Here is a 13,076-nt window from a genome sequence, read left to right on the forward strand (position 1 = left end):
TCTCCGTGAGGGGACTTTATGTCTATTAAAATAAGGAATATTTGGGTTTTTAATAAACGATTTATTAGTCTTTGATTTGTGTTTATTGCGTTATTTTGTTGATTAATGTTTATTTATATGTTTTTAATTGAATAAATATTGCAGTTTTTTGCACATTAGTTGCGTGTTTTAATTATTTTTATATCTTTACCCTAATTAATTTAAACTCAAATTTATATGAAAAAAACGTACAACCTAACAATAGTATTGTTGCTGCTTTTGGTTGCGCAAAGTTCATTTGCTCAATTGAAGACGATTTCAGGAACTGTTACCGAAAAAGGGAGTAACATGCCTTTACCTGAGGTTAGTGTGTTTATCGACCAAATTAATAAGGGAGATATAACTGACTTTGATGGTTTATATACTATAAAGGCTGAAGACTTAAAAGGAAAGACACTAACCTTTAGTTATCTTGGGTACAAAACAGTTGCGATTCAGTTGTCTGGAGAAAGCCAAGTAATAAACGCCATTTTAGAGCCAAACGCTACAAATCTTAATGAAATTGTTGTTACGGCTTTAGGGATTAAAAGAGAGTCTAAGGCTTTAGGCTATTCATTAACAAAAGTAGACGGAGATGATTTGTCTGCGGTGAAAAGTTCAAGTGCTGTAAATTCTTTACAAGGAAGAGTTGCGGGGGTTAATATTTCTTCAGGAAGTGGAGGAGCTGCAGGTTCTAGTAGAGTTATTATACGTGGTGCGAGTTCTTTAACAGGAAACAATCAGCCACTATATGTAATAGACGGAATTCCTGTTATTAATAACACGAATGGCTCTGTTGTGGGTGCAACAAATAATGCAACAGGAGATGGAGGAGATGATATTTCTTCAATAAACCCAGATGATATTGAAAGTGTATCTGTTTTAAAAGGAAGTTCAGCAGCAGCTCTTTATGGTTCGCTAGCTTCTAATGGGGTAATCATGATTACCACAAAATCGGGTAAGAATAAAAAAAGGATGGGAATAGAATATTCTAGTTCTTTTACTTTTGATAAGGTAAATACAGGTCTTCAAGATTTTCAAACAACCTACGGACAAGGAAATAACAGGTTAAGACCAGGATACGAATATGATCTAACTGGTAATCCTGTAGAAATAGGAGTAGAAGCTAGTGCAATTGATGATTCTTATGTGAGTTCTTTGCAGTCTTGGGGCGCTCCTTTAGATGGTTCGATGGTGTATAATTGGGACGGAGTTAAAAGACCTTATTCTTACACGGGCAATAATCTAGATAAATTTTACAAAACAGGTGTTACTGCAATTAATACAATTGCCCTTGCAAAAGGAGGCGAAGGGTACAATTATCGTTTGTCTTTTTCAAACTTAGATAATAAAGATATTTTTCCTAATACTACTTTAAAAAGAAGGTCGATATCTTTAAACGCTTCTGCAAAAATTAGTTCAAAATTAACTTCTACCATCAACACAAAATACATTGTAGAAGATGTACACAATCGTATAAGTATTGGTGATACACCAGGAAATGCAAATACGGTAGCGTTTGTATTGCCAAGTAGTTTAAATATTTATGATTTGAAACCAGGTTCTAATGAAGAAGGAACAGAGTTAAGGTTTCAACCAAGTCAGTTTATTTCAAATCCTTATTGGGCTACAAATGATTTTAATAATGATGATACTAAAAATAGATTTACGGCATCAACTACTTTAAAATATGATGTAAACGATTGGTTGTATGTAACAGGAAGAACAGGTCTTGATACTTATGATTTGTCTAGAAAACAAGTAACACCTTTTGGTACTGCTTATAGACCGGCAGGAGAATTATACCAAGTAAAATCTACATACAAGTTAGTAAATTCTGATGTTATGTTAGGAATTGATAAAGACATTACAGATAAAATATCAACAAATTCTATCATAGGAGCCAATACAAGAACATCTAGCTTTGAGTCTTTAAGTGCCTTAGGAAGAGGTTTTATTGTGGTTGGTTTAGAAGATTTAAATAACACTACTTTACCAGAACCAAGTTATGGGTATTTTAAAACACAGACAAATTCTATCTATGGCTCTTTTGAAGCGAGTTATGATAAGTATTTATATGTAACCTTTACTGGAAGAAATGATTGGTTTTCTACACTTTCTTTTCCAGGAAAAACGACGCCAAATGACGGCTTTTATTGGTCATTAAGTCAGAGTTTATTATTAAGTCAGGCTTTTGATTTGCCAGAAGCAATTAATTATGCTAAAGTAAGAGCAAGTTATGCCCAAGTTGCAGGTGGCGCTAGAAACGCTTATAGTTTAAATTTAGATTATGCAATTACGGGATCTTTTCAGGGACAGTCTTTCGGACAGTTAAATGGAAATTCAATTCCAAATCCAAACTTAATTCCGTTTCAAAAAAATGAATTTGAAATTGGGTTTGAGGGACGCTTTTTTAACAATAGACTACATCTTGATATGGCTTATTATGCTAATAAAACTCAGAATGATATTGTTAGAGCAGCAGCTTCTCAATCCTCAGGATTTACATCATCAATTCTTAATATTGGTGAATTACAAAATAAGGGTTTTGAATTTTTACTAGGAGGTTCACCAATTGAAACAGAAGATTTCTCATGGAACACTTCATTTAACTTTGGGTTTAACGACAGTGAAATTATTCATACAGATGATGAGGATACGGCAATTAATGTAGATGGAAGTTTAACGAGGTCTAGAACAGCAATTATTTCTCATATTGTTGGCGAGAATTATGGGGTAATTTTTGGTTCTTCATATAAAAGAGATGAAAACGGAACAATCATATATAACAATAGTGGATCTATGCCAAAACCTATTCAGGGAGAAAACAAAATACTAGGGCAAGGTGTTGCACCTTATACCATGGGTTTTTCAAACAGGTTTAGTTACAAAGATGTATCGTTAAGTTTTTTAATTGATGCTAAATTTGGAGGAAGTGTACATTCTGGAACAAACAGGGAATTAATGATGAGAGGACTTCATAAAAAGACGCTTCAAGGTCGAGAAGATGGTTTAGAAGTATCTGGTATTGATAATGCTACAGGGCAGGCATTTACGAAGGTTGTGGCTCCAGAAAACTTACGAACTTATTATGGTTTTATAGGTGAAGAGAATTCAGGTATTTCAGAAGAATTTGTTTACAGTACAGACTTTATTAAGTTTAGAGAATTGAGTTTGTCATATAGTCTTCCACAAACAGCATTAAAAAATATTTTTATAGACAATGTAAGAATATCTGCTATAGGTAGAAACCTGTTCTTTATTTCGAGAAAAATTGATAATGTAGACCCAGAGGCTTCATTAAATAATTTAAACTCTCAAGGGATAGAAAGATTTGGAACCCCATCAACAAGAAGTTATGGATTTTCAGTAAACGTTAAATTTTAAAAAATAGAATATGAAAAAAATATTTATTTTAGTAGTAATACTATGTACATTCAGTTTTTGTGATGACGGTTTCGAAGAACTCAATGTAAATCCAACAAAACCAGTTCAGTTAGATCCATCAACAAAACTTACCTATATTCAGTTATACACAGGAGGTAGTAGTTATGTTGCTTATTTATTTTGGAATGTTATTCATTTTATGCAAAACGTACAGCACTTAAATAATACTTCGTATGTATCCTTTTTATACAAAGAAGGAAATACACATTGGTTATTTGAAGAGCAATTTAAAACTACAGTAAAGAATATTGCCGATTTAGAAGCGCAATTAGAAACAAGTACAGCGCCTACTGCAACGGTAGATTTAGCCATAGCAAGAGTACAAAAAGTTTTAATTTTTAGTAGAATAACAGACGCTTATGGAGACATTCCATATAGTGAGGCTGGTAAAGGATTTTTAGAAGGGATTCGTTTTCCTAAATATGATACCCAAAGTTCTATTTATAGCAATATGTTAGAAACGCTAGAAGCTTCTGTAGTTGTTTTAAATTCAGGAGGTACAAGTTCTTATGGCACTGCAGATTTAATGTTTGCTGGTGATACAGGAAAATGGAAAAAGTTTGCCAATTCATTAATGCTACGTTTGGCTATGAGAATGGTAAAAGTAGACGATGCAAGTGCAAAAGCATGGGCAACAAAAGCGATTAGCGGAGGAGTGATGACAAGTAATGCAGATATTGCTTTTTTACAATATGAGAATTCTGCAAATGATGGTGGACCAAACGTAAATCCGCTTACAAAGTGTTTTACATCGAGAGCCTCAACGCAGGTTAAAATTTCTAAAACTTTTATGGATTTTATGAAAGATAGAGACGATCCAAGGGTTTCTGTTTTAGCATCTACGGTTAGTGGAGACACAGATCCTGCGTTACAATTTGGTCAAGATATAAATATAGCTACAAGAGGTACGGCAAATTCAAAACCAAACATTAATATTTTTGGTGGTTCTGGAAATGTAGTTTATGATGCGCCTTTTTTCTTTCAAACGTATGCAGAGGTTGAGTTTATGTTAGCAGAGGCTGGTGAAAGATGGAGCTTGGCAGGCGGAGCTACAAATGTTGAAACACATTACAATGCAGGTGTAACTGCGGCAATGCAATATTTATCGATGTATGGTAATGGCGCAAATATTACAACTACTCAGATAGACGATTATTTAAATACGAATCCTTTTGTTCCTGCAGAAGCTTTAAAAATGATCAATGAACAATATTGGGTAGCTACTTTTGGTAATGGTTTAGAAACTTTTTCAAATTGGAGAAGATCAGGGTATCCAGAGTTAGTGCCTGCAAGTGTTGCAGCGACGCTTACAGGTGGTGAAATACCAAGAAGACTTCCGTACCCAGCATCAGAAAAATTAAACAATCCTGCAAATGTTGAAGCTGCAATTGTACAACAGGGAGGAGATTTACTAACCACAAGAATGTGGTGGGATAAAATTAATTAATAAAAAAAACTAGCGATAAGTAAATCCCCCAACCGGAAAAGTCACTTATTATCATTATTATATTTTGAATTAGTGATAAGAGGTGAGATGTTGAAACTCCACTCTCACCTCTTATTTTAATAAAGGGTTTAAACTTAGGAAGACAATTCTTCTTAAATTTGAAAAAGTAAAAACTTTTGTATTTAAAATTGAACTTCAAAAATAAAATTACAATTATTTTAAAAAAAAGGATGTCAACTTAAAGACCATAATTAATGGTACTTAACAATTGATAAAAGTAGTTTAAAGCTAATAAATTAAGATGAACTCAACCATAATTCTATTACTCATTGTATCTTATTTTGGAGTATTAATGTTAATTTCACATTTCACATCCAAAAATACAAGTGACGATTCCTTCTATACAGGAGACAGAAAATCTCCCTGGCAGGTAGTTGCTTTTGGGATGATTGGCGCCGTTATGTCTGGTGTAACATTTGTTTCTATACCAGGAATGGTAAGTAATAATTATTTTTATTATTTACAGTTCGTTTTCGGAAACGTAGTGGGTTACGTGTTTATAACCTACGTGCTCATTCCCATCTATTACAATTTAAAATTGGTTTCGATATACAGTTATTTAGAAACCAGATTCGGACCAAAAACATACAAAACAGGCTCTTTATTTTTCTTGATTTCGCAATCATTTGGTGCTGCATTAAGATTATTGCTAGCTGCAAAAATTTTACAATATGCCGTTTTCGATGCATTTAACATTCCTTTTTATGCAACCGTAATTATCATCTTAATTTTAATTTGGATGTACACTAATAAATCGGGAATTAAAACCATTGTTTGGACAGATACTTTGCAAACCTTCTTTTTACTGATGGCTGCAATCGTATCTATATTTATCATAAAAGACGCTTTAAATTTAAGCGTTTCAGAAACGATAACTTCTATTACAGAACATAAATATTTTAAGGTTTTTAATTGGGATTTTAATTCGGGAAGCAACTTTTTTAAACAGTTTATTTCAGGAATTTTAATTGCTGTTGCCATGGTTGGTTTAGATCAAAATATGATGCAAAAAACCTTAACCTGTAAAAATAAAAAGGAAGCACAGCGTAATATATTAACATTCAGTTTGTTTTTAGCCTTGGCGCAATTTCTTTTTTTAGGTTTAGGTGTGATGCTTTATTTGTACGCAGAAAAATTCGGAATTCAATTAGAAATGGAAAACGGAAAGTTTATCAATACAGATAATTTATTTCCAATGCTTTCTCTCGGAAATTTTGGAACTGTAGCAGCGGTTAGTTTTATTTTAGGAATCACTGCAGCTTCATTTTCTAGTGTAGATTCATCATTAACAGCACTAACAACATCTTTTACGGTCGATTTTTTAGATGTCAAAAATAAAAATTCAAAAGAAAAAAAACGTCTTAAAAATTATGTGTTACTTGGTTTTTCTGTGATCATATTTATCATCATCATGTTATTTTCAGAAAGTAAAGGAGATGTAATTACAACAATATTTAAAGTTGCAGGCTATACATATGGTCCGTTATTGGGGCTTTATTTGTTGGGTATTTTTACTAAAATAAATATAAAAGATGCAGTAGTACCTTATGTCTGTATTTTAATGCCATTGCTAACTTATTATTTAAACTACATCGTTAAAGAAAAATTCTCTTTCGATTTAGGCTTTATGAATATATTATTAAACGCATCATTAACAATTTTAAGTTTAATCCTTACACGAAATAAAAATGATTAACAACCTAACAACAGAGCAAACATCAGATTACAATAATTTAGAAGAAATGAGTACGTTTGAATTACTTTCAAACATGAATATAGAAGATAAAAAAGTGCCTAATGCAGTTGAAAAAGCCATACCACAAATTGAAAAATTAACGGATGTTATTCATGCGAAAATGAGTAAAGGAGGAAGACTTTTCTACATTGGAGCAGGAACAAGTGGTAGATTAGGGGTTTTGGATGCTTCGGAATGTCCACCTACATTTGGTGTTTCAGATAATTGGATTATTGGAATAATTGCTGGTGGAGATACTGCGCTTAGAAAAGCTATTGAAAATGCAGAAGATGATACCGAGTTAGCTTGGAAAGATTTACAAGAACACAATATTACAGACAAAGATGTTCTTATTGGTATTGCGGCTTCAGGTACTACACCGTATGTAATTGGTGGCTTACAAAAAGCGAAACAGCACCAAATTATAACTGGCTGTGTTACGTGTAATAAAGACTCCCCATTATCATTAGAAGCAGATCTTCCGGTAGAATTAATTGTTGGGCCAGAGTTTGTAACTGGAAGCACAAGAATGAAAGCGGGTACAGCACAAAAGTTGGCGTTGAATATGATTTCTACAACGGTGATGATAAAACTGGGTCGTGTAAAAGGAAATAAAATGGTAGACATGCAATTGTCAAACAAAAAACTTGTTTCAAGAGGTGTTAGAATGGTTATGGATGATCTGAATATTGATGAAGAATTGGCGACCAAATTATTACAAAAACATAAAAGTGTTAGAAAAACGATAGAAGCATATAAAGCGGAAGTGAAATAAATAAACTGGCAAAAATGATACTAAAAGAAAGACTAAAAGCATTAGATGTTTTAAGAGGAATCACCATAGCGGCAATGATTTTGGTAAATACACCAGGTAGTTGGTCTTATGTATATTGGCCTTTATTGCATGCAAAATGGCATGGTTTTACACCAACAGATGCCGTTTTTCCTTTTTTCCTATTTATTGTTGGGGTTTCTATCCATTTTGCCTTTAAAAATTTTAAGCCAGAAGAAAATTCAAAAGCATTAAAGAAGATTATTAAAAGAACCTTTATCATTTTTGCAATAGGATTGTTTTTAAATCTCTATCCTAAATTTAATTTTGAAACGGTTCGGTATTTCGGGGTTTTACAGCGTATTGCGCTTGCATACGGAATTGGCGCTTCCATTTGTTTGCTCTTCAATAAAAGAAGCCTGATCTATGTTACCGCTGGTATTTTAATAATTTATTGGGGATTGTTATATTTCCTTGTTCCAGAAAATCCGTTTGCACCACAAACCAACTTAGTGGGTAAAATAGACCTGTATTTATTTGGTCCAAATCATATCTGGAAAGGGCTAGGTTTTCCTTTTGATCCTGAAGGATTATTATCAACATTACCATCTATTGCTACTGTTCTTATTGGTAGTTTAGCAGGTAGTTTTTTAAGTAAATCGACAGACATCACTCTTAAAATAAAAAGACTTTTAATTTACGGATTCAGTCTTGTAGTGTTGGGATATGTCTGGAGTTTTGTGTTTCCTATAAATAAATCGCTTTGGTCAAGTTCTTTTGTGTGTTTTTCTGCAGGTTTTGCAATGCTACTATTGGCGTTTTTAATATGGCTTATTGATGTGAAAAAATACAGTTCCTGGTCTCAACCATTTATACATTTTGGTACCAATTCATTATTTATTTTTGTTTTTTCTGGTTTGTATGTAAAAACAATGATTTATTTGGTAAAAATTACAAATGCACAAGGTGAAACTACAAGTGCTCTAAACTACCTGTATCAAAATATATTTGTTCCAATTGCTGGAAATATGAACGGGTCGCTATTATTTGCAATTGCTCATATTCTCTTTTTTTGGAGTCTAGTTTACATTTTGTTCAGAAAAAAAATATTTATAAAAATTTAATTCATAAAAAATGAAAAAATCAGTTCCTATCTTTTTAGTCTTATTAGCAATGATTTTTAGTTGTGACAAAAAACAAACTAAAAGCAATATATTAGAAAATACAAACCAAACAAAATGGGTAGATAGTATTTATAATACAATGACTCTTAAAGAAAAAGTAGGACAGCTATTTATGATCGCTGCGTATTCAAATAAAGAGGAAAGTCATACAGATACGATTCAAAAATTGATAAAAGAAAACGGAATTGGCGGACTGGTCTTTTTTCAAGGAGGACCTGTAGGGCAAGCAAAGCAAACAAACTTATACCAATCGACTTCGAAAGTGCCTTTGTTAATTGCAATGGATGCAGAATGGGGTTTAAATATGCGTTTAGATAGCACCGCAAGGTTTCCTTATAATATGACACTTGGTGCTTTAGATGACAACGATTTGGTGAAAAAAGTTGGTCATAAAATTGGTGAGCATTGCAATCGTTTGGGAGTTCATATTAATTTTGCACCTGTAGTAGATATCAATACAAACTCTAAAAACCCGATAATTGGTGTGCGTTCTTTTGCTGAAAATAAAATAAATGTCACCAATAAAGCAATTGCATTTACAGAAGGTTTGCAAAGTCTAAATGTATTGGCATGTGCAAAGCATTTTCCTGGTCATGGAGATACCGATAAAGATTCTCATAAAACGTTACCAACTGTTTCGTTATCAAAAGAAAGAATTGATTCCGTTGAGTTTTATCCGTATAAAAAATTATTTAAAAACAACATTGCAGGCGTTATGGTAGCGCATTTGAATGTGCCAAGTTTAGAAAGTACAGACGGACTTCCGTCTTCGTTATCACACCATATTGTTTCAGATATTTTAAAAGAGAAATTGCAATTTAAAGGACTCATTTTTACGGATGCTTTGAATATGAAAGGAGCTTCAAACTATAAAGAAACTGGAGATATAGATTTGGCAGCGTTTATGGCTGGAAACGATGTTTTGGTATTAACAGAGGATGTTTCGAAAGGAATGTCAAAAATTATGGAAGCTTATCAAACAGCAGAAATTACAGAAAAAAGATTAGCGCATTCGGTTAAAAAGATTCTTACAGCTAAATTTAAGGTACAATTAAATAATTTTAAACCCATTGAAACAGCAAATCTTATTACTGATTTAAATGATGAAACGAATGATGCTTTAAACGAAGAAATATTTATAAATGCAATTACTGCACTAAAAAATACGGATAAAATTCTTCCGATAATAAAAGAAGAAAAAATAGCATTTATGCATTTAGGTGATGGAAATTCTGCTGCATTTTTAGAAGAATTAAAGGCACATGTAGCTGTTGATGTATTTTCTGATGTTACAAATAAAAAGCTACTTCAGAAACTTAAAAAATATGATAAAGTTATTATTGGCTATCACCGTTTAAATAGTAGGTTAACTTCAAAAATTTCTAAAAAAGATCAGTCGATGATTGAACGTATTGCGAAAAACAATAAAGTAGTTTTAGACGTATTTGCAAGTCAGTATTGTCTAGAAAACCTTTCGTTTGAAAATATTGAAGGAACAGTTATTTCTTATGAAAATACGGATATTGCTCAAAAGATATCTGCACAAATTATTATAGGAAATAAGGAAGCAAAAGGGAGATTACCTGCTTCTATAAACAACAACTTTGTAACGGGTAAGGGAATTGAAATATTAAATTAAAAAAGCATACGACTATTGTAAAAAACTAAAACCCAACCATTATGAAACAAAAACTACATTCCGCAATATTATATTTAGTTGTACTATTTTCATGTAACATTGTTTTATCACAAGAGATCGTAAAGAAAGGAATTCACGAATTGCAAGCAGAAGAGTTTGGTAAGTCTGTAAAACGATCTATAATTTCAGGTAAGATTAACGCTGAAATTATTCCGTTGCAAAATAAAAGTTCAAAAACTTTATCAAAAATGGTTTTTGGTTTTTTACCCTATTGGGAGCAAAGTGATGGTGCGCATAACAATATTCAATATGATTTATTAACGCATTTGGCATGTTTCGATTTTAGAGTACAATTAGATGCAGCTATTTCTACGCCTCCGGGTTGGCCTTGGATAACTGAAATTAATGCGGCGCATGCTGCAGGAACAAAAGTTATTATGACGGTTGTTAATTTTGGAGGATCAGATGGAGCAGACGCAGTTGCTTGGGAATTGTTTACTAATTCAGCAAAGCAAAATACATTTTTTGCCAATGTTAAAAATTTAATACAAACTTATAGTTTAGATGGTGTAAATATCGATTTTGAAGGAATAACAAGCGCACATAGGGGAGCTGAATTAAATACCTTTATGGCGAGTTTAACAACGTATATTCATCAAGAATTACCAGGAAAAGAAGTGTCTTTTGATGGACCTGCAGTAAATTGGGGCGGTTGGATTATGGATGACTTGGTAGATAGTGTAGATTATTTAATTATAATGGCGTATGATTATACATCTGGTTCTTCAGATAAATCGGGTCCGGTTGCACCATTAAAGCACCATACTTCTTGGAAAAGGTCTGTTAAAAGAACTGTAGAAACAGGAACTTATAAAGTTCCAACAGTGAATCATCCAGAAAAGTTAGTTTTGGCAATTCCGTATTACGGGCAACATTGGAAAACAGCAACCAATGCATCTGAGTCTACAACAAGTTCTCATGTGAAATCTACAAGATATAGAAATACCTCTACGGAAGCTGCAACTCATGGTGGTTGGATTTGGAATGCCGATTTTGAAGTTCCATGGTATACTTGGAATGATGGTTCAGATTGGAATCAAATTTGGGCTGATAACGAAGCAAGTCTTTCAAAAAAATACGATTTGGCAATTTCTAATAATTTAGGAGGTGTTGGTATTTGGGCGTTAAACTATGACGGAACAAGACCAGAACTTTGGAGTTTAATTAGTGCTAAATTTGGAGCAACTGCCAATGTAGGGGCAAGTTTAAAAGAAAAAATATCGTTTTACCCTAATCCAGCTAATAATACAATCAATATTTCTAATCTAGAAAATATAGCGTTGGCAGAGGTTGATGTTTATAATATTTTAGGGAAATTAATAAAGGGTGTAGCTGTTAAAAAGCAATCGGTTGATATTTCTAATTTATCTAATGGTGTATACTTCTTTAAAGTATTAGATGCATCTGGAAATCAAGAAACTTTTAAAATTATAAAAACATCACTTTAACAATCGGTTATGAAAAATTACATCCTATTATTATGCGCTCTTATTATAATCTCTTGTACTTCTAAAAAAGACAAAGCAACAGTACAATCAGATGAATTAGAAAACAAAACCGCTGCTAAAATTATAGTAGCAGCAAACTTAACGGAGCAGTATTTACCAATACTCAAAGGAAAAAATGTTGGTGTTGTCGCAAATCAAACAAGTGTTCTTTTTAAAAGAGAAACAAATGTACACCTTGTCGACTCTTTAGTTGCTTTAGGTGTAAATGTTACAAAAGTTTTTGCTCCAGAACATGGTTTTAGAGGAAAAGCAGACGCTGGAGAACATGTAGCAGATGGTGTTGATGCAAGTACAGGTTTGCCTATTGTTTCTTTATATGGAGCAAATAGAAAACCATCGCAAGAGCATTTAAAAGGTTTAGATGTTATGCTGTTCGATATTCAGGATGTAGGTGTCCGTTTTTACACCTATATTTCTACACTTCATAATGTAATGGAGGTTTGTGCAGAGTTAAACATTCCGCTTATTGTTTTAGACAGACCGAATCCTAATGGGCACTATGTTGATGGTCCGATGTTAGAACAAGAAGCAAAAAGTTTTGTAGGAATGCATCCTGTTCCTACGGTTTACGGAATGACAATTGGAGAATATGGTAAAATGATTAATGGCGAAAAATGGTTGGAAAACGGAATTCAGTGCGACCTTACGGTAATATCATTAAAGAATTACACACATCATTCTGAATATAATTTACCAATACTTCCTTCACCAAATTTACCAAACGCGAAGGCTATTAATTTATATCCTAGTTTGTGTTTTTTTGAAGGAACAAATGTAAGTGCTGGTAGAGGTACAGAAATGCAATTTCAAATTTTTGGTTCGCCTTTTTTACCTGAAAAGTCTTTTGATTTTAGTTTCACACCACAACCTAATTTTGGTGCAAAACACCCGAAGCATGACGGAGAAATGTGCTACGGAAGAGATTTAAGAAATAGAGAGAAGCTGAGTAGTTTAAATTTAAACTGGTTGATTGAATCGTATAAGAATACAGAAAATAAAGCCCAGTTTTTTAATAAATTCTTTCTAAAGTTAGCAGGAACTTCAAAATTACAAAAGCAAATTGAGCAAGGAGTTTCGTTTGAAGATATAAAAGCAAGTTGGCAAAATGATTTAAATACATTTCAAAAGGTTAGAAAAAAATACCTCTTGTATTAATTGCTGTTATTCATTAAATAAATAAGGAAACAGTCTTCAGTTAGTCTTTTT

At 32.7% G+C, this 13,076-nt stretch carries 8 protein-coding genes; all 8 read left to right on the forward strand.

Annotation, left to right across the window (positions count from 1 at the left end):
• Window positions 1-216 precede the first annotated feature (216 nt).
• The 8 genes from ES045_RS08635 (at window position 217) to ES045_RS08670 (ending at window position 13,025) form a co-directional block, all read left to right on the forward strand.
• Window positions 217-3,405 carry a SusC/RagA family TonB-linked outer membrane protein gene (locus tag ES045_RS08635; protein ID WP_147115506.1) on the forward strand — a complete coding sequence of 1,063 codons (3,189 nt, stop codon included), beginning with the start codon at window positions 217-219 and terminating at the stop codon, window positions 3,403-3,405.
• Between the two features lie 10 nt (window positions 3,406-3,415).
• Window positions 3,416-4,912, forward strand: coding sequence for a SusD/RagB family nutrient-binding outer membrane lipoprotein (locus ES045_RS08640; protein WP_147115509.1), 1,497 nt, complete (start codon window positions 3,416-3,418; stop codon window positions 4,910-4,912).
• A gap of 301 nt (window positions 4,913-5,213) precedes the next feature.
• The gene (locus ES045_RS08645; RefSeq protein ID WP_147115512.1) at window positions 5,214-6,668 is read left to right on the forward strand and encodes a sodium:solute symporter; all 1,455 of its coding nucleotides are present in this window, start codon (window positions 5,214-5,216) and stop codon (window positions 6,666-6,668) included.
• Window positions 6,661-7,482: an N-acetylmuramic acid 6-phosphate etherase gene (gene murQ, locus ES045_RS08650; RefSeq protein WP_147115513.1), complete on the forward strand. Its 822-nt coding sequence runs from the start codon at window positions 6,661-6,663 to the stop codon at window positions 7,480-7,482. Before ES045_RS08645 ends, murQ begins: the two co-directional genes overlap by 8 nt.
• Window positions 7,483-7,496: 14 nt before the next feature.
• Window positions 7,497-8,603 (forward strand): acyltransferase family protein, encoded by a 1,107-nt coding sequence (locus ES045_RS08655; protein ID WP_147115515.1) that lies wholly within the window; start codon window positions 7,497-7,499, stop codon window positions 8,601-8,603.
• Window positions 8,604-8,613: 10 nt separating this feature from the next.
• Entirely contained in the window at window positions 8,614-10,302 is a 1,689-nt protein-coding gene (locus ES045_RS08660) for a glycoside hydrolase family 3 protein (protein ID WP_147115516.1), read from the forward strand.
• A 41-nt stretch (window positions 10,303-10,343) separates the two neighbouring features.
• Window positions 10,344-11,810 carry a glycosyl hydrolase family 18 protein gene (locus ES045_RS08665; RefSeq protein ID WP_147115517.1) on the forward strand — a complete coding sequence of 489 codons (1,467 nt, stop codon included), beginning with the start codon at window positions 10,344-10,346 and terminating at the stop codon, window positions 11,808-11,810.
• 9 nt (window positions 11,811-11,819) lie between these two features.
• Window positions 11,820-13,025, forward strand: a complete 1,206-nt coding sequence (locus tag ES045_RS08670; protein WP_147115518.1) for an exo-beta-N-acetylmuramidase NamZ domain-containing protein — start codon at window positions 11,820-11,822, stop codon at window positions 13,023-13,025.
• Window positions 13,026-13,076: the final 51 nt, after the last annotated feature.

It is taken from the genome of Polaribacter sp. IC073 (genome assembly GCF_007997075.1).
In the GTDB taxonomy this organism is placed as follows: Bacteria; Bacteroidota; Bacteroidia; order Flavobacteriales; family Flavobacteriaceae; genus Polaribacter.

Excerpts from the sequence above, each read along its gene's own strand:
- ES045_RS08665 (WP_147115517.1), top strand. The coding sequence starts at position 10,344 with ATGAAACAAAAACTACATTCCGCAATATTATATTTAGTTGTACTATTT.
- ES045_RS08660 (WP_147115516.1), top strand. The coding sequence starts at position 8,614 with ATGAAAAAATCAGTTCCTATCTTTTTAGTCTTATTAGCAATGATTTTT.
- ES045_RS08670 (WP_147115518.1), top strand. The coding sequence starts at position 11,820 with ATGAAAAATTACATCCTATTATTATGCGCTCTTATTATAATCTCTTGT.
- ES045_RS08655 (WP_147115515.1), top strand. The coding sequence starts at position 7,497 with ATGATACTAAAAGAAAGACTAAAAGCATTAGATGTTTTAAGAGGAATC.
- ES045_RS08640 (WP_147115509.1), top strand. The coding sequence starts at position 3,416 with ATGAAAAAAATATTTATTTTAGTAGTAATACTATGTACATTCAGTTTT.
- ES045_RS08645 (WP_147115512.1), top strand. The coding sequence starts at position 5,214 with ATGAACTCAACCATAATTCTATTACTCATTGTATCTTATTTTGGAGTA.
- murQ (WP_147115513.1), top strand. The coding sequence starts at position 6,661 with ATGATTAACAACCTAACAACAGAGCAAACATCAGATTACAATAATTTA.
- ES045_RS08635 (WP_147115506.1), top strand. The coding sequence starts at position 217 with ATGAAAAAAACGTACAACCTAACAATAGTATTGTTGCTGCTTTTGGTT.